Origin of the sequence: Pseudomonas putida, assembly GCF_030159595.1 — a bacterium.
Classification (GTDB): Bacteria; Pseudomonadota; Gammaproteobacteria; order Pseudomonadales; family Pseudomonadaceae; genus Aquipseudomonas; species Aquipseudomonas putida_AC.
Map to the genome: position 1 here is coordinate 478,184 of NZ_BSKJ01000002.1, position 19,816 is coordinate 497,999.

Consider the following 19,816-nt stretch of genomic DNA (forward strand, 5'->3'; position numbering starts at 1 on the left):
ACAAATTTTCATGTCTCACCATTGAAAATTTATGTCGCAATTTTGAATGTTTTTGCGCCATGCGCCGTGATAGCGGCTTGGCTCGAGTCTGAAGCGTTTCAGCCATGACTGCAACTAGGGGCTTGTGGCCGGCAGTCTGGGACAGAAAAGCCTGCCGCGTTGAAACGCAGCAGGCTAGTCGAAAGTCAGTAATCGCTCAGCAACTGGGCGGCGGGGTGGTGCCGCCCGGAAGGTATCAGCGGGCCGAGGCCAGCTCTTGTTGGACGCTGGCGACGGTACGTGGCCAAGGTTTACCAGCCTGGACCTTCGCTGGCAAGTTCTTGATGGCCGCAACCGCTGCGTCGCGGTTGGCGAAGCTGCCGTATGTGACTACATACAGCGGCTTGCCCTGCAGGTTTTTCTTGAAGTAGCGATAGTCGCCACCCTGGGCCTTGACGTACGCCTGGGCCGAAGCCTCGGAGCTGGTGCCAAGGATCTGCACCACATAATTGCCCGGCTTTTGCCCGGCGTACCAGCCACCGCCACCACCACCAGCGGCCGCTGGTTTTTCAACAGGCTTGGCAACTGGCTTGGCCACGGCGACCTGGGTCGGTGCTGGCGCAGGCTTGGCAGGTGCAACCGGCTTGGCAGGCTGGGTTGCGACGGGTTTTGGCGCAGGCGCTACCGGCTGCACAGGCTGGGCAGGCACACTGGCTACTGGCTGGGCAGGCACAGGCGCGGGGCCGGCCGGCACGCCTTGCGGCGGCGCAATGGTGGTCACGGTTGGCGGCGGGTTGCCGGGCTGCAGGGCAGTGTCACCCGCCGGGCTGCCTTCTTCTCCCTCCCCCATGCCTGCGGCCTGGGCCAGCGGCTCGCGCATCACCGGCTGGGACTGGCCAACCAGTGGCAACGGCATCGGCTGGGACGAGCCAGAGAACTCGATGGCAGCACCCTGCTTGCCCTCGCCAAGCGGCAACTGGGCCTGGGCGGTTGGCGCTTCGGCCGGGGGTTTATCGCCTTTCTTGGGCATCAACACCGCGGCGCCAACGGCGACCACGACCACAGCGGACAGCGCGAGCACATGTTTTTTAGGCATCTTGAACCCCATGGATGGTCGCTTGGCCGTCGAGCGGCTGGCGATCATGGCTTCGATCAAAGTGTCACGGGCGACCTGGTTGATGTTGCCAGGCCAACCGTCGGAGTGTTCATGGATATCGACGATCTGTTCACGGCTGAATACCTCGATGCCCCGGCCAGCCCCTTCCAGGCGCTGCTCCAGGTACTCGCGGGTTTCGTCCTCACTGTAGGGGGCGAGCTCGATGATGTGGAAGCGTTCTTCCTCGATATTGAGCTCATCCAGCCCGGCAATCAGTGACGGCTCACCAAACAGGAACACATGCGGACGTCCTTCCGGTACACCCGCCGCCAATTCCAGCAACGCTTGGAGTGCCGACTCGTCGAGTTGTTCCGCATCGTCCACCAGCAAATACACTTCCTGCCCGGTCAGCGCCAGCTGTACAACCTTGGACAGGATCGCCTGCACCTGCGCCTGGTCCACGCCCAGATCCTGGGCGACCTGGGCCAGCATGCCAGAGGCATCGCTGGCACTGCGGGCAGACACCACCACACTCTGCACCGCCTGCTTGTTGGTACTGGCCACCAGGGCCTGGCGCAGCAGCGACTTGCCGCTGCCCAGCGGGCCACTGACTACCAGCATCAACTGGCTGTAGCGCGCCAAGTGGTGCAACTGACCCAGCACAGGCTTGCGCTGGGCCGGGAAGAACTTGAAGCCGGGCACACGCGGCGCGAACGGATCGTGGCTCAACTGGTAATGGTCGAGAAAGGCCTCATCGGCATGCAAACTGGTCATTGCGCTGTCACAACCTCAAAGCTGGGCCACGATCGCGCGGTAATCCGCCGACAGCGTGGCCTGTAGAATCTCTTTCGAATAGTCGTCGGTCACCACGGCCTCGCCCATCTGGCGCAGCAGCACCAGACGCAGACGACCGTCGAGCACCTTCTTGTCGACCGCCATGTGCTCCATGAAATGCGCCGGGGTCATTTCCAGTGGTGGCACCACCGGCAAACCTGCGTCCTGCAACAGGCGGATTCCGCGATCGCGCTCGGCCTGGTCGATCCAGCCAAGGCGCATGGACATTTCCAGGGCCATCACCGTGCCCGCTGCCACGGCTTCGCCGTGCAGCCACACGCCATAGCCCATGTGGGTTTCGATGGCATGCCCGAAGGTATGCCCCAGGTTCAACGTGGCCCGTACGCCGGACTCGCGCTCATCGGCCCCCACTACCGCAGCCTTGGCGGCGCAGGAGCGGCTGATTGCCTCGGTCAGGGCCACAGGATCCAGGGCGCGCAGGGCCTGCATATTGTCCTCGAGCCAGGCGAGGAACGGTTTGTCGCAAATCAGGCCGTACTTGATCACTTCGGCCAGGCCTGCCGACAGCTCGCGCGCGGGCAGTGTCTTCAGGCTGGTGGTGTCGATCAGCACCGCATTGGGCTGATAGAAGGCACCGACCATGTTCTTGCCCAGTGGGTGGTTGATACCGGTCTTGCCGCCCACCGAGGAGTCGACCTGGGACAGCAGGGTGGTCGGCACCTGGATGAAATCGACACCGCGCTGGTAGCAAGCGGCCGCGAAGCCGGCCATGTCACCGATCACGCCGCCGCCCAGAGCGACCACGGTAGTGCGGCGATCATGGCGGGCGGTCAGCAGGCCATCGAAGATCAGCTGCAGGGTTTCCCAGTTCTTGTAGGCTTCGCCATCGGGCAATACCACCGGCAGCACCGAATAGGCACCCAGGGTCTTGGTCAGGCGTTCGAGATACAGGGGCGCGACGGTCTCGTTGGAAACGATGGCGACTTGCCGGCCGGCAATGTGCGGCGCCAGCAGTTCGGGCTGGTCCAGCAGGCCTTCGCCAATGTAGATCGGGTAGCTACGCTCGCCCAGGTCGACCTTAAGTGTCTGCATGTATCCCCACAATGTACTTGGGCGCGGCGCCGTTCGGGCAACTCACGCGGTAACGTTGAACCTCGCCTCGGCGCTGGTGGCCGAGAATAGTCCCGGGTTAACGGGGCGGCAACTGCTGCAAGCGTTCGAGAATATCGATCACCACCATGCGTGGCGGCCGCTCGTCGGTTTCCACCACCACGTCGGCGATCTCGCGGTAGAGCGGGTCACGGGTTTCCAGCAGGGCACGCAGGGTCGCCTCGGGGTTGGCGGTGCGCAGCAGCGGGCGATTGCGATCGCGCGCGGTGCGACCAACCTGCTGTTCCACCGAGGCATGCAAGTAAATCACCCGGCCACCCTGGTGCAATGCCTGGCGGTTGGCTTCGCGCATCACTGCACCACCGCCGGTCGCCAGGACCACGCCGTCGAGTTCGCACAGTTCGGCGATCATCGCCTGCTCGCGGTCACGGAAACCCGGCTCGCCTTCCTTGTCGAAAATCCACGGGATGTTGGCGCCGCATCGCAGTTCGATTTCCTTGTCGGAATCCTTGAACAGCAGGCGCAGCTCTTTGGCCAATAGGCGTCCAATGGTGCTTTTACCAGCGCCCATGGGCCCCACAAGTATCAAATTTCGCACAGAATCAACGACTCACAGCAATCGCCTGGTCACTCATGATACGCGGAGTCAGGAAGACCAGCAGCTCGGATTTTTTCTCTTGTAATGCATCGCGTCGAAACAGCCGCCCAACATACGGCAGATCGCCCAAAAATGGCACCTTGTCGACCACATTGTTTTGCGAAGTCGAGTACACGCCACCGATCACGATCGTTTCGCCGTCCGCCACGCGAACCTTGGCATTGACCTCGTTCTTGCGGATCGGCGGTACGTTGTTCAAGGCATTGACGTAATCCGGCTCGTCCTTGGTCACCCTGACGGCCATGATCACCTTGTTGTCCGGTGTGATCTGCGGGGTCACCTCCAGCGACAGCGAAGCTTCGCGGAAGGAAACCGAAGTGGCGCCGCTCTGGCTGGTTTCCTGGTAAGGCACCTCGGTGCCTTTGAGGATCCTGGCCGTTTCCTTGTCAGCCGTGACTACCTTGGGCTGCGAGATAATCTCGCCGTTGCCGCTTTTTTCCATGGCACTGAGTTCCAGGTCGAGCAGCACGTCGCCACGCAGCAAACCCAAGCCAACGCTACCGCCCGCACGCTCTACACCGAGATCGACGAACAGCTCCTTGCCCGGCCGCAGGTTTTCACCGTACAGCGGCCCACCCCAGCGCACGCCCAGGCTTTTCTCGTAATCGACGTTGGCCTCGACGATACGCGCCTCGATCGCCACCTGCCGCACAGGCACATCGAGCTGCGCAACCAGCTGCCGCAATTCCGCCAAGCGGTCGGCGGACTGATGCGCCACCAGGGTATTGGTGCGCTCATCGACACCCAGGCTGCCGCTAGCGGTGAGGGTGCCATCATCCGCCAGGCTGGTCAGCAAAAGCTCAACCAGCTCGGCGGCCTTGGCATGATGGACAGGTATCAGCTCACGACGTAACGGCTGCATCTGCGCATCTGGCACCGACCCCACAGGGGTATCGAACGGCTGCGAGACAAACGCTGCCGCAGGCGCCACCAGCAGCACATTGCCCTCCTGGCGACGGGCCAGGCCCTTGCTACGCAGGACCAGGTCAAGGGCCTGATCCCAGGGCACATCCTGCAAGCGCAAGGTCACGTTGCCCTGTACGTCATCGCCGGCAACCAGGTTGACGCCCGCATAATCAGCCAGCACCTGCAGCACTGAACGCACTTCCACATCCTGGAAATTCAACGACAGGGGCTCACCCTGGAAAGGCGTCGCCGACGCCAGCGGGATCGGCAGCAAGGCTGCCAACACCCATTTCATCAACATTTTCATTCCGGTCCGGGGCCTCCTTGCCCAGGCGTTTTGCAAGGGTGATGAACGCCGTGCGCTCGTGCCACTCCCCCGCCATGAAAAGCCGTTCGCGTACCTCGACCCGGCCTTGATCGATCCTCTCCACCACACCGTGGTTACGCCCTAAAGGCTCGCCTGCCCGCACGCGGTAGAGCCTGCCAGCCGCCATCAGCAACGCCTCGTGCGACGTCCCACGCGACAGGCTGCCGACCATTTCCAACTGTGCCAGCGGCACACTGGCCAGCCCAGAGCCTGCCATTCGTCTCGCTGCTGGCGCGAATGGGTCGACCATTGGCTCTGGCGTTGCGGCCCTGGCCGGGGTGCGCGCAAGCACATCGGGTGCCGGTACAGGTGCGGCCGCCTGGAAGGCCTCTACACGCAGCTGCAGGCGTAAAAGCCCCGGCTGCCCCGCGACAGCGGCCAGGCTCATGTCACCACTACGCAGCAGGCGCGCCTGGCCCAGCCAGTCGTGCAGCCATTGACGCAAGGCCACATAAGGCCCCACCACCTGCACCTGCAGGGGTGTTTTGCGATAGCCTGCCTGCTGCTCGGTTTCATGCACATCGAGCTGCTCGACCAGCAAGCCGTGCGCATGCCCCGACGAAGCCAGACTGTCGAGCAAGTCGCTCATGTCCTCCCCGTTGGCCAGGCGCCAGTGAGCCACCTTTAGCGCCTGCTCGGCCACCACCCGCGCTGCCTGCAGTTGCTCCAGCTCGACCAGCTTCGCCGCGCTGACTGACCGCTGCTCGCCCAATGAAGCTTGCCTGGTCGTCTCTTGCGCCTGCTGCTGAAGCCCTGCTGGCAGACGCAACGCGCACCCCATACCGAACACCAGCACAGCGACCAGCACTGGCGCTATGCACCTGATACGGCTGGAGCTCTCGGCTACCGCCAGCCAGGTGACGATCGGCGCTGCATTCACGACCAGAACGCCGAAACGCGTGCAGCCAGCAGAAACTCATCGCCACCCGGCAAGCTCCTGACGTGTTTGAGCTCCAGGTCGAGCAGAACACCTGAACGCTCCAGATCACGCATGAACTGCGCAACCACGGCGCCGGACGTAGCCAGCCCGGCCATCTGCAAGTGACCCTTTTCCAGGCTGAGGCCGTGCAGCTGGACGCCCATCGGCAGCGCCCCCTCGAGGGTCGTGAACACATCACCCAGAACACCTTGCTGAGCGCGCAAACGCTCAAGCGCAGCCGAACGGGCAAGCAGTGCCTGATGCTGCGCACGCACATCATCCAACGGCCTCAATTGTTCGGCCAGGCTGCCAAGGGCAGCCTGTTGCCGGGCATTGGCCAGCGCCTGCTGCTGCCCGCGCTGACGGGCCAACTGGTCGACCAGCATCACAGCGCACAGCGCCAGAATGGCGCCGGCAACCAACTGGGTGCGAAAGCGTCGAAGCGCGGCCTCGCGCTGCCGTTCGCGCCAAGGTAGCAGATTCAGTCGCATCATGGCCGCAATCCTCCAAGCGCCAAGGCGCACGCCAGGAGCATCGACCCGTCAACATGCTCAAGCCCGGCCGGGCCAGGCAAATGCCGGCACGTCGTCTTCAACTGACGCCCCAGGCTTTGCAGCCAGTCAGGGTCCACCGAACAACTGCTGGCTATCCACAGGCCCCCAGGTAGAGGCTCATCGGCCAGTAGCGCATGCAGCCCCTCCGACAGCCGCCCCGTACCCTTGGGCCCCTGCGCTTGCAATTCACGACGCTGGCTGGGTCGACCGGGATGCCAGTCATAAAGAACGGCGCCATGCGCCTCGACACGCAGTAATGCCGAGCCTTCGAAGCCGCCCTGAGGCAACATGCGGCACAGGGCGATGTTATCGACTTCGACGGCTTCCAACTGCAACCCTGCGTCCCCAACGATGGCCTCCAGTGACGCCAACGCACTTTGCCGGCATGCGGCCACCATCACCTCGGCGCACCCCGGCTGTGCGCGAGACGCCCCCAACACCTGAAAATCCAGGGCCAGGTCCTCCAGCGGAAACGGAAACAGTCGCTCAGCATCGGCCAGCAATTGCGCCTCCAGCGCTGCACCGGCCTGCTCCATCGGGACATGACACAGCTTGCAGATCACCTGGTTGGCGGGTAACGCCAACGCTACCCGCCGCTGCCTGAGGCCACTGCGCCGGTAGGCACGACGCAAGGCTGCCACCACCACAGCGGGCTCCGCTGTCCAATCCTCGCCAGCCGCTGACTCGAACGGCTCCTGGGCCGAGGCGAGCACCCGGCAACGCCGGCTGCGCCGCTGAAGCTGCACAACCCGAACAGCGTCCGGGGCGATTTCTACCCCTACAAGTGAACCGGCATCCTTGCCGAAGCGTCCTAACATCGCGGCTTCCTTGCTGCCTGTCGCAGCGATCTGTCGCAACCCCGCGGCAACACTGGGCCGGGGCTGCTCATCGAGGCGACGGGCAGCCTGGCCGGTAACCCGGAGAGGCGAAAAAATGCTTATAATGCCCAGCGTTTTTTGGTCCGCCGGACCTGCGTGCAATCCACTCCCAACCTGGACACCGAAAAGCCTTGATACGTCTGCTGAAGTTCTTCTGGTGGTCTTCCGTCGCAGTCATCTGCGCGCTCGTACTCGGTGTGAGCGGTGCGTTTCTGTATCTTAGCCCCAGCCTGCCCTCGGTCGAGTCGCTCAGAAGCATCCAGTTGCAGATCCCCCTCAGGGTGTACAGCAGCGATGGCAAGCTGATTGCTGAGTTTGGCGAAATGCGCCGCTCACCCATCCGCTTCGCGGAAATTCCGCCACAGTTCATTCAGGCGCTTCTGTCAGCCGAGGACGACAATTTCCTCAACCACTACGGTGTCGACCCCAGCAGCCTGATGCGCGCGGCAACCCAGCTGGTAAAAACCGGGCATATCCAGACCGGCGGCAGCACCATCACCATGCAGGTGGCGAAAAACTTCTTCCTCACCAGCGAACGCAGCTTCTCGCGCAAGACCAACGAAATCCTGCTGGCCCTGCAGATCGAACGTGAGCTGACCAAGGACGAAATCCTTGAGCTGTATGTGAACAAGATCTACCTGGGCAACCGCGCCTACGGCATCGACGCCGCCGCGCAGGTGTACTACGGCAAGTCGATCCGTGACGTGAGCCTGGCGCAGATGGCGATGATCGCCGGCCTGCCCAAGGCGCCGTCGCGCTTCAACCCGCTGGCCAACCCGGTGCGTGCCAAGGAGCGACGCGACTGGATCCTCGGCCGCATGTACAAGCTGGGCAAAATCGACCAGGCCAGCTACCAGGCCGCCTTGGCCGAGCCGCTCAACGCCAGCTACCATGTACCGACGCCTGAGGTGAATGCCCCCTACATCGCCGAAATGGCCCGCGCGGAGATGGTCGGCCGTTACGGCAGCGATGCTTACACCGAGGGTTTCCGGGTCACCACCACGGTGCCCAGCGACATGCAGGAAATGGCCAACAAGGCTGTCCTCAACGGGCTTTCTGATTACGACGAACGCCACGGCTACCGTGGCCCTGAAGCACGCTTCCCGGGCCGCACCCAGGCAGCCTGGTTGCAGGAGCTGGGCAAGCAACGCACCCTGGGCGGCCTCGAGCCGGCCATCGTCACCCATGTGGATAAGGCCGGCCTTCAGGTACTGACCCGTGATGGCCAGCAAGCCGAGGTAGCCTGGGACACCATGAAGTGGGCACGCCCGTTCATCAACAGCAACGCCCAGGGCCGTTCACCGCAATCACCGGCAGACGTGGCCCAGGTCGGTGACCTGCTGCGCCTGCAGCGCCTGGAAGATGGCAAATTCAAGTTCAGCCAGGTGCCTGGCGCGCAAAGTGCGTTGGTCACCCTAGACCCGTACAATGGCGCCATTCGCGCACTGGTTGGCGGCTTCTCGTTCGAGCAGAGCAACTACAACCGCGCCATGCAGGCCAAGCGCCAGCCAGGCTCGAGCTTCAAGCCATTCATCTACAGCGCTGCGCTGGACAGTGGCTATACCGCAGCCAGCCTGGTCAACGATGCACCGATCGTGTTCGTTGACGAGTCCGTAGATAAAGTGTGGCGACCGAAGAACGACACCAACACCTTCCTCGGCCCGATCCGCATGCGCGAGGCGTTGTACAAGTCGCGCAACCTGGTGTCGATCCGCCTGCTGCAGGCCATGGGCGTGGACCGCACGATCGACTACATCGCCAAGTTCGGCTTCAACAAGCAAGACTTGCCGCGCAACCTGTCGCTGGCTCTCGGCACCGCCACCCTGACCCCGATGGAAATCGCCACTGGCTGGAGCACCTTTGCCAACGGCGGCTACAAGATCACACCGTACCTGATCGACCGCATCGAAAGCCGCAGCGGCGAGACGCTGTTCACCGCCAACCCGGCCCGCGTACCGCAAGGTGCCGAGGATCAGGCGGGCCTGGCCGCACCCGAACAGCCAATCAGCACCGTAGCCATGCCGGGTGAGGCGCCACCGGCCTTCGGCCAGGTAGCGACTGCACCACAGGCTCCCGCAGTGGCCGAACAGATCATCGACGGGCGCACCACCTACATCCTCACCAGCATGCTGCAGGACGTGATCAAGCGCGGCACCGGCCGCCGGGCACTGGCACTGGGCCGCACCGACCTGGCAGGCAAGACCGGTACCACCAACGAATCCAAGGATGCCTGGTTCTCCGGTTACAACGCCGATTACGTGACCACTGTGTGGGTCGGCTTCGACCAGCCGGAAACCCTTGGCCGTCGTGAGTATGGCGGTACGGCAGCATTGCCGATCTGGATGAGCTTCATGGGCGCGGCGCTCAAGGACAAGCCCAACCATGCACCGGCGGAGCCAGAAGGCATCCTTAGCCTTCGCGTGGACCCGGTCAGTGGCCGCGCCGCCTCGCCGAGTACGCCGAATGCCTATTTCGAGCTGTTCAAGGCCGAAGACTCGCCACCGTCGGTGGATGAACTGGGCAATGGCGGAGCACCGGGCAGCCCGCTGCCAGCGGATGAAGCGGCGCCGATGGATCTGTTCTAAATCAGTCGCCAAGGCGACATCGACCCTGTGGGAGCGGGTTCACCCGCTCCCACAGGGTCCGCAAAGGGCTTGCGATCGCGCAAAACCTGAAGGCAAATAAAAAGCCCCGGCTCATACGAGCCGGGGCTTTTTCGTGTCGCTACAGCGGCAATCAGCCGTTGAACACTTCATCCACGCTGGTCAGCGGGTAATGCTTCGGATACGGCAGGGTAGCCACGCCGGATTCGATGGCAGCCTTGGCCACAGCGTCGGAAACGACGGTGATCAAGCGAGCGTCAAGCGGCTTCGGAATGATGTACTCACGACCGAATTCCAGGCCTTCGACACCGTAAGCCTCGCAGACTTCCTTCGGCACTGGCAGCTTGGCCAGATCCTTCAGGGCAATGGCGGCAGCGATCTTCATTTCTTCGTTGATGCGCTTGGCACGAACGTCCAGGGCACCACGGAAGATGAACGGGAAGCCCAGCACGTTGTTGACCTGGTTCGGGTAGTCGGAACGACCGGTGGCCATGATCACGTCGTTACGCGTGGCGTGCGCCAGCTCTGGCGAGATTTCCGGGTCCGGGTTCGAGCAGGCGAACACGATCGGGTTGGCAGCCATCGACTTCAGGCCTTCCGCGCTCAGCAGGTTCGGGCCGGACAGGCCTACGAACACGTCGGCACCGTCGAGTGCGTCAGCCAGAGTGCGCTTGTCGGTAGCGTGGGCGAACTGCGCCTTGTACTGGTTCAGGTCGTCACGGCCAGCGTGGATCACGCCACTGCGGTCGATCATGTAGATGTTCTCGACCTTGCCACCCATGCTCACCAGCAGCTTCATGCAGGAGATGGCGGCAGCGCCGGCACCCAGGCAGACGATCTTGGCGTCTTCCAGCTTCTTGCCGGCGATTTCCAGGGCGTTGATCATGCCGGCCGCAGTCACGATGGCGGTACCGTGCTGGTCATCGTGGAATACCGGGATGTCGCACTGTTCGATCAGGGTGCGCTCGATTTCGAAGCACTCAGGTGCCTTGATGTCTTCGAGGTTGATGCCACCGAAGGTGATCGAGATGCGGCGAACGGTGTCGATGAACGCTTGCGGGCTTTCCGATTCGACTTCGATGTCGAACACATCAATACCTGCGAAACGCTTGAACAGAACGCCCTTGCCTTCCATGACCGGCTTGGAAGCCAGTGGGCCGAGGTCACCCAGACCGAGGATGGCGGTACCATCGGAAATCACCGCAACCAGGTTGCCTTTGCCGGTGTATTTGTAAGCCAGCTCTGGATCACGGCCGATTTCACGCACGGGCTCAGCAACACCTGGGCTGTAAGCCAGGGCGAGGTCACGGGCGGTGGCAGTGGGCTTGGAGAGTTCGACGCTCAGTTTCCCCGGACGAGGTTGAGCGTGGTATTCGAGAGCGGCGGTTTTCAGGTCTGACATGGTGGGCATTCCGCTATTTACTGTTCTGACGGACCGCCGAGGATACGCAAAGAGCCGGGGAGTCACAAGACTGGTCGGTCACTTGTGTCAAGGCCTTTAGCCTACGACTTTACGCTATAACCCACGGTGGCATACGGCTCACAGTGTGTACAATCCAATAGCGAAATGTCTACATCTTTTAGCCTGAAATACGCTCCAACATGCTCGGATCGGTCAATGGCAACACCCAGCGGCGCTGCCCGGGCTTCAGCCTCCCCTTGCGGGAACGGTCCAGCACCCAGCCACGCGCTTCGACCTGGCGTCCCTTGAGATTATCGAAGAAGCTGGCGGGGAAGTGACGTTGCAGACGAGCGGGAACCTGCAGCACCACAGCGTCGTCGAGGGTCAGCCAGACGCCGCCACGGTTGCGCTCGATACCTTTGATACGGCCGCCAACCACACTGAAACCCGACTGCCTGACATCCTCGGCAGGCACCACGGGCGAACGGCGCCACAAGCCGTTGCCCGCCTTGCGCGCCGCTCGCTCGGCAAGTTGCTGGCAGCCGCTTAGGCGCACATTCGGGGCAATCGCCACCTGGTAACCCAAGCCCTCGCTGAGCAACTGTGCTTCCAGATTGTCGCCATTACGGCCGTAGATATGCGCCAGTGTACGGCCGTATTTGTCCTTGCCTTCAATGCCGGGCACCAGTCCGACACGCCCACCACTGGCGTTGACCAAGGCCTGCAAGCGCCGCCTGGCAGCTTCGGCATAGGGCTCACTGGTACGCCCCTTGCGGCCGATTTCCGGTGCATTGATGCCGATCAGCCGCACGCTGCGGCCATCGGCCAGGCGCAAGGTATCGCCATCTACCACCTGACGTACCGCAACTTGCTGCGCCTGCTCAGCCAGCGGACAGAACGCCAGGGCCGGGACATGCCAGATAACGCCCACAAAAAAGGCGCCCACAAGGGGCGCCTTCTTCAGCAACAACGCGAAGCCCGAAGGGCTCGCCATGTGCATGATTACTTCTTGGTACCGAACATACCGAAGCGATCGGCGAACTTCTGTACGCGGCCGCCGGTGTCCAGGACTTTCTGCTTACCGGTGTAGAACGGGTGGCACAGGTTGCAAACGTCGATCGACAGGACATTGCCCAGGGTCGAACGGGTTTCGAACTTGTTACCGCAGCTGCAGGTGACTGCAACTACTTCGTAGTTCGGGTGGATACCTTCTTTCATGGTCACTTCCTCGAGCTGCGTGCCGCCACCCAACACCAATTGTTGAATACCGCACGTAATTAGGCGGCGAATAATACCAGAGCATCCTGTCAGCGCAAGATGTCGCTTGCACCGACCGTCGTCTGCTAGGCTCGCCAGTCCTTGTAACGCCCTCTGAGACTTTCCGCGTGTCCGACGTCATCCTGCGCCTTGCCCTACCCTCCCCGCTGCGTCGCCTGTTCGACTATAAGGCGCCGGCGAGCATGGCGCGCCAGGCTTTGACCCCGGGCATGCGCATCCGCGTGCCCTTCGGCCGCCGTGAAATGATCGGCGTGCTGGTGGACGTGTGCGCGCAGAGCGAAGTGCCTGCCGACAAGCTCAAGCCAGCCAGCGCCCTGCTCGACCCGGTATCCCCCATCCCGGCGTCGCTGTTCAAGCTGTGCCTGTGGACCGCCCAGTACTACCAGCACAGCTTGGGCGACACCCTTAGCTGGGCCCTGCCCACGCTGCTGCGCCAAGGCGAACCCGCCGAAATGCGCCAGGAACGCTTCTGGCACATTGCCCCCGGCGCACGCCTGGAGGACCCGCGCATCGCCCGCGCACCGCGCCAGCGCGACGCCCTCAAGACCCTGGCCCAGCACCCGCACGGCGTGGCCCACAGCCTGCTGGCCAAGCTCAACCTGAACAAGGACAGCCTGGACTTGCTGCTGGCCAAGGACCTGGTGCAGATCGAAGTTCGCCGCCACCTGCCGGCGCTACGGCATGAACACTGGCTGGCACAGCCGGAACTGCCGCTCAATGAAGAGCAACGCGACGCCTTCGACACCGTGCGCGAGGGCTTTGGCGGCTTCGGCGCATTCCTGCTGGCCGGCGTCACCGGCAGCGGCAAGACAGAGGTCTACCTGCAACTGATCCGTGAAACCCTGGAGGCCGGCAAGCAGGCACTGGTGCTGATCCCAGAGATCAACCTCGGCCCACAAACCCTGGCGCGCTTCGAGCAACGCTTCAACGCCCGCATCGCCTTGCTGCATTCGGCAGTGAACGACCGCGAGCGCCTGGATGCCTGGCTGGCCGCGAGGGACGGCGAAGCCGATATCATCATCGGCACCCGCTCGGCCTTGTTCACGCCGATGAAAAACCCCGGCCTGATCATCATCGACGAGGAGCACGACGGCTCCTATAAACAGCAGGAGGGCCTGCGCTATCACGCCCGCGACCTGGCACTGGTGCGCGCCCACCAGGAAAACATCCCGATCCTGCTCGGCTCAGCCACGCCGTCGCTGGAAACCCTGCACAACGCCCTGACCGGCCGCTATCGCCTGCTGCGCATGAACCAGCGCGCCGGCGGCGCGCGGCCACCGCGCATGCTGCGCCTGGATGTGAAAAGCCTGCCACTGGACAGTGGCATCAGCGGCCCGTTGCAACAAGCCATCCGCCAGACCTTGGAGGCAGGCCAGCAAGTGCTGGTGTTCCTCAACCGCCGTGGCTTTGCCCCGACCTTGCTGTGCCACGATTGCGGCTGGCTGTCCGAATGCCCGCGCTGCGATGCGCGCATGACCGTGCACCAGCGTTCCGGCGTGCTGCGCTGCCACCATTGCGGCTATGACGAGCGCCTTCCGCACCAGTGCCCGCAGTGCAACCACGTTGACCTGCGCCCGGTCGGTGCCGGCACCGAGCGCGCCGAAGAACGCCTGAAGGTGCTGTTCCCGGACTACCCGATCCTGCGGGTAGACCGTGACAGCACGGCGCGCAAGGACGCCATGCACACCTTGTTCAACACCATCCAGCGCGGCCAGCCGAGCATCCTTGTCGGCACGCAGATGCTTGCCAAGGGCCACCATTTCCCACGCGTAACGCTGGTGGCCATCCTCGACGCCGATGGCGGGCTGTTTTCGGGTGATTTCCGCGCCAGCGAACGCATGGCGCAGCTGATCGTGCAGGTGGCGGGGCGTGCCGGGCGCGCCGAAGAACCCGGCAAGGTCATCATCCAGACCCACCTGGCCGACCACCCGCTGCTGGTGCAACTGACCGAGCAGGGCTACTTCGCCTTTGCCGAGCAGGCCCTGGACGAACGCCGCGCCGCCGGGCTGCCGCCTTACTCTCACCTGGCCCTTCTGCGTGCCGAAGCGCACAAGCCAGGGCAGGCCGAAGGCTTCCTCGACGAAGCCTGCGCCGCCGCCGAGCGACTGGTGACTGAACAGCGCCTGCCGGGCATCGAATTGCTGGGCCCGGTACCGGCCCCCATGGAACGCCGCGCCGGGCGCTTCCGGGCGCAACTGTTGATACAGGCCAATACCCGGGCGCCTTTGCATCGACTGATCAGCGCCTGGTTGCTAGTGTTGGAGCAGATGCCGAGCGGGCGCCAGGTGCGTTGGTCACTGGATGTCGACCCGGTCGACCTGTACTGACGTCCGGCTGCTTTGCAGCCCCAAAGGTTGGCAACCCGCTCCCAGCCACGGATAATGCCCAGTTTTTCCACCTGCGCATCCAGGCGCTCACCGCGCTTGCGGTCGAAAAGAGATCCCCATGAAAGACACCATTCGCCAGCTGATCCAGCAAGCCCTCACCCAACTCGTCACCGACGGTGTGCTGCCTGAAGGGCTGTCGCCGGCGATCCAGGTGGAAAACGCCCGGGACAAGACCCACGGCGATTTCGCCAGCAACATCGCCATGATGCTGGCCAAGCAGGCGGGCATGAAGCCGCGTGACCTGGCCGAAAAACTGATCAATGCCCTGCCGGCCAGCGCCGACATCAGCAAAGTCGAGATCGCCGGCCCTGGCTTCCTCAACTTCTTCCAGAACACCGACGCCCTGGCCAACCGCCTGGACGCTGCCCTGGCCGATGCCCACCTGGGCGTGCGCAAGGCCGGCCCGAGCGAGAAAGTCGTCATCGACATGTCGGCGCCGAACCTGGCCAAAGAGATGCACGTCGGCCACCTGCGCTCGACCATCATCGGTGACAGCGTCGCACGCGTGCTGGAATTCCTGGGTGACAACGTCATTCGCCAGAACCATGTGGGCGACTGGGGTACCCAGTTCGGCATGCTGATGGCCTACCTGCAGGAAAACCCGATCACCAGCGACGAGTTGTCCGACCTGGAAAATTTCTACCGGGCGGCGAAGAAGCGCTTCGACGAATCGGAAGCGTTCGCCACGCGCGCGCGTGGCCTGGTGGTCAAGCTGCAAGCTGGCGACCCTGAGTGCCTGGCCCTGTGGACACGCTTCAAGGACATCTCGCTGTCGCACTGCCAGAAGACCTACGAGCTGCTCAACGTCAAACTGACCATGGCCGACGTGATGGGCGAAAGCGCCTACAACGACGACCTGGCCAACGTGGTGGCCGACCTCAAGGCCAAGGGCCTGCTGGTCGAGGACCAAGGCGCGCAGTGCGTGTTCCTCGAAGAATTCAAGAACAGCGAAGGCGAGCCACTGCCGGTGATCGTGCAGAAGGCTGACGGCGGCTACCTGTACGCCACCACCGACCTGGCCGCCGTGCGCTACCGCAGCAACGTGCTCAAGGCTGACCGCGCCTTGTACTTCGTCGACCAGCGCCAGGCCCTGCACTTCAACCAGGTGTTCGAAGTGGCACGCCGCGCTGGCTTCGTCGGCCACCCGATGCAGATGGAGCACATGGGCTTCGGCACCATGAACGGCGCCGACGGCCGCCCGTTCAAGACCCGTGACGGCGGCACCGTGAAGCTGATCGACCTGCTCACCGAGGCCAAGGAGCGCGCCTATGCGCTGGTCAAGGAGAAAAACCCGAGCCTGGCCGACGAAGACCTGCGTCACATCGGTGAAGTGGTAGGCATCGGCGCGGTGAAATACGCCGACCTGTCCAAGCACCGCACCAGCGACTACAGCTTCAACTTCGAGCTGATGCTCAACTTCGAAGGCAACACCGCCCCTTACCTGCTGTACGCCTACACCCGCGTGGCCGGCGTATTCCGTAAACTGGGCAAGGGCTTTGACGAAGTCGATGGCAACATCGTGCTGCAAGCGCCCCACGAGCAAGACCTGGCTGCACGTCTGGCGCAGTTTGGCGAAATCCTCAACAACGTCGCCGACAAGGGCACGCCACATGTACTGTGCAGCTACCTGTACGACTTGGCCGGCCTGTTCTCCAGCTTCTACGAGAACTGCCCGATCCTCGCCGCCGAAACCCCTGAGCAGCAGCAAAGCCGCCTGCGCCTGGCCGCCTTGACCGGCCGTACCCTCAAACAAGGTCTGGAACTGCTCGGCCTGGAAACCCTGGAGCGCATGTAAGTTGGCTGCCAAGAAAAAACCCGCACCCAAGCGCGGCGCCAGCCGCCAGACGGCACCGGCCAAACAGCCGATCCCCGGCTGGGTATGGATGGCCGTCGGCCTGACCGTAGGCGCGTTCATCGTATTTCTGATGAAGCTCGAACCGGGTGGCGAAGACATCAAACGCACCAAGCCCGAGCAGCAGAAGCCGGAGAAAGTGGTCGAAGCCGGCAAGCCGGCCCAGGCCACCCCACAGCAACCGGTGAAGCCGAAGTACGACTTCTACACCTTGCTGCCGGAGTCTGAGGTGATCGTGCCGCCAGAGGCCGTACCCGAGAAGACGCCACCGGTACCCGCCCAGCCGGTGACCCCGGTGACGCCGGCAGAAGCTGCGAAAATCGACACTGCGCGGGCCCAGGCGGCGTTGCTGGGCCAGACCCCTCCCCCCGCACCGCCGGTGATCAAGCCGGCAGCCACCACCCAGTATTTCCTGCAAGCCGGCTCGTTCCGCAAGCAGGCTGATGCCGACAAGGTGCGCGCGCAGATCATCCTGCTGGGCCAGTCGGTAAAGGTGGAGTCGGGCACGGTCAAGGACGAAACCTGGTACCGCGTACTGGTCGGGCCGTTCAGCAACCGTGAACAGCTGACCGGGGCGCAAAAGCAGCTGGCCGGGGCTGGATTCAGTAACCTGTTGCTGCAACAGCGACAGACCCGCCAATAATCTGGAAATGGGACCTGTGGGAGCGGGCTTGGTGTCAACAAGCCCGCTCCCACACTGGCTTGGTGTCAATGCCGGCTGCTGTTCACCTCGGAAACCTGGCTGTTCAACGTCCAGAAGTCATACAGCACACCTAACAGGAACAGCCCGCCGGTAAAGAAATAGACGATCGCGCTGATCCACTTGCCCTGATACAGCCGGTGCAGGCCAAACACTCCGAGGAAGGTCAGCAGGATCCAGGCAATGTTGTAGTCGATACGCCCGGACTGGAACCTCAGGTCTGCCTCACGGTCCATGGACGGGATCAGAAACAGGTCGATCAACCAGCCAATGCCCAACAGGCCGAAGGTGCAGAACCAGAGGGTCCCGGTAATCGGCTTGCCGTAGTAGAAGCGATGTGACCCGGTGAAGCCGAAAATCCACAGCAGGTAGCCGATGGTCTTGCTGTGAGTGTCGTGAAAGGGCGCCCCCTGTTGATAACTGTTCATTCATAGCCCCTGTGGGTTATCCGAAAATTTTCTAAAAAAAAATGTGACTTTTTCGTCGCAGGCCGACGTACGGCACCTGGGCAATCGACAAACGGATCATAGATTGATCAAAAAGCTGTTATAAAGTTGCGCGCCCAACACATAACTATTCATAAGAGCTTCATCTATGCCGCCTTTATTCAAGACATGGCTGACCCTCTGTCTATTATTGCCCCTGGCCGCCCACGCCACCAATCGTGAGCAACGTCTTCCCAATGGTTTCACCGGCTACACCACCAATGCCTCGGTGAAACATGCGCCGGTCAAGCAGACCACCCTGCGCGCGCGCCCGAGCAACGCTGCCAGCAGCCGCGGCGTGCCCGTTGCTGCCATGTCGCCGAAGCAGAGCAGCGATGTGCTCAGCCGTGCGGTGAATGTGCTCGGCACCCCTTATGTTTGGGGTGGCAGCAGCCCGAAAAAAGGCTTCGACTGCAGCGGGCTGGTCAAATACGCCTTCAACGACGTCGCCGACGTCGACCTGCCGCGCACCTCCAATGCCATGGCCCAAGGCCACGGTGTGAAAGTGGCCAAGGGTGACCTGAAGCCTGGTGACCTGATTTTCTTCAACATCAAGAGCCGTCGGGTGAACCATGTTGCCATCTACCTGGGCAACGACCGCTTCATCCATGCGCCTCGGCGTGGCAAGCGGGTGAGCATCGACACCCTGAGCAAGCCCTACTGGCAGAAGCACTATGTAGTGGCCAAGCGGGTGCTGCCGAAAGAACAGCAGCAGCTGAGCCTGGCCAAGCGCTAAGCAGGTCCGGCCTCTTCGCGGGCAAGCCCGCTCCCACAGTGATCCCACAGTTCTCAAACCCTGTGCTGTCCCTGTGGGAGCGGGCTTGCCCGCGAAAGGGCCAGTGCAAGCACTACAGATCTTTGATCAGCCCCTTCTCTATCAACCTCCGCAGTGCCCCCTCCATCGTCCGCATCCCTTCTGCACCACCCGCCTGCATCACCGAACACAACTGCGCCATCCGCCCCTCCCGAATCAGGTTACGCACTGCCGGCGTCGCCACCAGCACTTCCCGCGCCGCCACCCGCCCGCCGCCCACGCGCCTGACCAGCATCTGCACCACCACAAGGCGTAACGACTCGGCCAACATCGCCCGCACCAACGGCTTCTCTTCGGCAGCAAACACCTCCACCAACCTGTCGATGCTGCTGGCTGCAGAGCGCGTATGCACCGTCGCCAGCACCAGGTGCCCGGTTTCGGCCGCGCGCAACGCCAGGCGAACCGTCTCCAGGTCGCGCAACTCGCCAATCATGATCACATCCGGGTCCTGGCGCATCGCACTGCGCAACCCTTGAGCAAAGCCGCCGCTATGGCGGCCAATCTCACGCTGATTGACCAGACTGCGTTGGCTGCTGTGAATAACTTCGACCGGGTCTTCGAGGGTGATGATATGCAGCGCCCGCTCGCGGTTCAGATGGTCAAGCAAGGTCGCCAGCGTGCTGGACTTGCCACTGCCGGTCGGACCACCCACCAGGATCAAGCCATCTCGGCATTGCGCAACAGCTTGATACACATCCCCCAGGTCCAGTTCATCCAACGTGGCGATCCGCCCGGGGATCAGCCGAAAGGTTGCCCCGGGGCCATTCAGCTGGCGAAACAGGTTCAGCCGAAAGCGGCCGAGTGCGGGCAACGCCAACGCCAGGTCCAGCTCATCGCCCTGGGCCCATTGCCGCTGTTGCTGCTCAGCCAGCAAGGGCGCCAAGCCATCGGCCAGTTCTATCGCCACCATCGGTGGCAAGTTCATGCGCTGTAACTCACCCTCCAGGCGCAACATCGGTATCTGGCCCGCCGCCAGGTGCAGGTCCGAAGCCCCCGCCTCCACGGCCCGGGCCAACAGGTCAGTCACATCCAT

Annotated in this window: 17 protein-coding genes; 5 read left to right on the plus strand and 12 right to left on the minus strand. The window is 63.0% G+C overall.

Translation table 11 applies throughout. The features are described from left to right. Positions 1-235: 235 nt before the first annotated feature. The 7 genes from QQL85_RS06420 to pilM all read right to left on the minus strand — a co-directional run bounded on the left by QQL85_RS06420 (position 236) and on the right by pilM (position 7,202). On the minus strand, positions 236-1,849 hold the full coding sequence (locus tag QQL85_RS06420; RefSeq protein ID WP_284353138.1) for an AAA family ATPase: 1,614 nt from the start codon (positions 1,847-1,849) through the stop codon (positions 236-238). A gap of 15 nt (positions 1,850-1,864) precedes the next feature. After that, positions 1,865-2,962, minus strand: a complete 1,098-nt coding sequence (gene aroB / locus QQL85_RS06425; RefSeq protein WP_284353137.1) for a 3-dehydroquinate synthase — start codon at positions 2,960-2,962, stop codon at positions 1,865-1,867. Positions 2,963-3,059: 97 nt separating this feature from the next. Continuing rightward, a complete protein-coding gene (gene aroK, locus QQL85_RS06430; RefSeq protein WP_284353136.1) occupies positions 3,060-3,578 on the minus strand; it encodes a shikimate kinase AroK in 519 nt (172 codons plus the stop codon). A 4-nt stretch (positions 3,579-3,582) separates the two neighbouring features. Next, positions 3,583-4,851, minus strand: coding sequence for a type IV pilus secretin PilQ (locus QQL85_RS06435; RefSeq protein WP_284353135.1), 1,269 nt, complete (start codon positions 4,849-4,851; stop codon positions 3,583-3,585). Beyond that, a complete protein-coding gene (locus QQL85_RS06440; protein WP_284353457.1) occupies positions 4,775-5,776 on the minus strand; it encodes a pilus assembly protein PilP in 1,002 nt (333 codons plus the stop codon). Before QQL85_RS06440 ends, QQL85_RS06435 begins: the two co-directional genes overlap by 77 nt. 11 nt (positions 5,777-5,787) lie before the next feature. After that, positions 5,788-6,324, minus strand: a complete 537-nt coding sequence (locus tag QQL85_RS06445; protein ID WP_284353134.1) for a PilN domain-containing protein — start codon at positions 6,322-6,324, stop codon at positions 5,788-5,790. Then, complete coding sequence (gene pilM / locus QQL85_RS06450) at positions 6,321-7,202, minus strand: type IV pilus biogenesis protein PilM (RefSeq protein WP_284353133.1); 882 nt, start codon at positions 7,200-7,202, stop codon at positions 6,321-6,323. Before pilM ends, QQL85_RS06445 begins: the two co-directional genes overlap by 4 nt. A gap of 194 nt (positions 7,203-7,396) precedes the next feature. Here pilM and QQL85_RS06455 point away from each other — a divergent pair, with 194 nt between their 5' ends. Continuing rightward, on the plus strand, positions 7,397-9,847 hold the full coding sequence (locus QQL85_RS06455) for a penicillin-binding protein 1A (protein WP_434482122.1): 2,451 nt from the start codon (positions 7,397-7,399) through the stop codon (positions 9,845-9,847). A 151-nt stretch (positions 9,848-9,998) separates the two neighbouring features. On the opposite strand, the gene QQL85_RS06460 is transcribed toward QQL85_RS06455, so the two are convergent. The 3 genes from QQL85_RS06460 to rpmE all read right to left on the minus strand — a co-directional run bounded on the left by QQL85_RS06460 (position 9,999) and on the right by rpmE (position 12,485). Beyond that, positions 9,999-11,267 carry a malic enzyme-like NAD(P)-binding protein gene (locus QQL85_RS06460; RefSeq protein ID WP_284353131.1) on the minus strand — a complete coding sequence of 423 codons (1,269 nt, stop codon included), beginning with the start codon at positions 11,265-11,267 and terminating at the stop codon, positions 9,999-10,001. Between the two features lie 178 nt (positions 11,268-11,445). Next, on the minus strand, positions 11,446-12,267 hold the full coding sequence (locus QQL85_RS06465; protein ID WP_284353130.1) for a thermonuclease family protein: 822 nt from the start codon (positions 12,265-12,267) through the stop codon (positions 11,446-11,448). A gap of 2 nt (positions 12,268-12,269) precedes the next feature. Next, positions 12,270-12,485 (minus strand): 50S ribosomal protein L31, encoded by a 216-nt coding sequence (gene rpmE / locus QQL85_RS06470; RefSeq protein WP_012274639.1) that lies wholly within the window; start codon positions 12,483-12,485, stop codon positions 12,270-12,272. Positions 12,486-12,652: 167 nt separating this feature from the next. On the opposite strand from rpmE, the gene QQL85_RS06475 reads away from it, so the two are divergent. The 3 genes from QQL85_RS06475 to QQL85_RS06485 all read left to right on the plus strand — a co-directional run bounded on the left by QQL85_RS06475 (position 12,653) and on the right by QQL85_RS06485 (position 17,427). Beyond that, positions 12,653-14,872, plus strand: a complete 2,220-nt coding sequence (locus tag QQL85_RS06475) for a primosomal protein N' (RefSeq protein ID WP_284353129.1) — start codon at positions 12,653-12,655, stop codon at positions 14,870-14,872. A 118-nt stretch (positions 14,873-14,990) separates the two neighbouring features. Then, on the plus strand, positions 14,991-16,727 hold the full coding sequence (argS, locus tag QQL85_RS06480; protein ID WP_284353128.1) for an arginine--tRNA ligase: 1,737 nt from the start codon (positions 14,991-14,993) through the stop codon (positions 16,725-16,727). Position 16,728: 1 nt separating this feature from the next. Then, positions 16,729-17,427 (plus strand): SPOR domain-containing protein, encoded by a 699-nt coding sequence (locus tag QQL85_RS06485; RefSeq protein ID WP_284353127.1) that lies wholly within the window; start codon positions 16,729-16,731, stop codon positions 17,425-17,427. Between the two features lie 65 nt (positions 17,428-17,492). Here the strand turns inward: QQL85_RS06485 and QQL85_RS06490 are convergent, their stop codons facing one another. Continuing rightward, positions 17,493-17,912, minus strand: coding sequence for an NINE protein (locus tag QQL85_RS06490; protein ID WP_284353126.1), 420 nt, complete (start codon positions 17,910-17,912; stop codon positions 17,493-17,495). A gap of 166 nt (positions 17,913-18,078) precedes the next feature. Here QQL85_RS06490 and QQL85_RS06495 point away from each other — a divergent pair, with 166 nt between their 5' ends. Further along, entirely contained in the window at positions 18,079-18,705 is a 627-nt protein-coding gene (locus tag QQL85_RS06495; protein ID WP_284353125.1) for a C40 family peptidase, read from the plus strand. A 112-nt stretch (positions 18,706-18,817) separates the two neighbouring features. On the opposite strand, the gene QQL85_RS06500 is transcribed toward QQL85_RS06495, so the two are convergent. Then, positions 18,818-19,816 (minus strand): type IV pilus twitching motility protein PilT, encoded by a 999-nt coding sequence (locus QQL85_RS06500; protein ID WP_284353124.1) that lies wholly within the window; start codon positions 19,814-19,816, stop codon positions 18,818-18,820.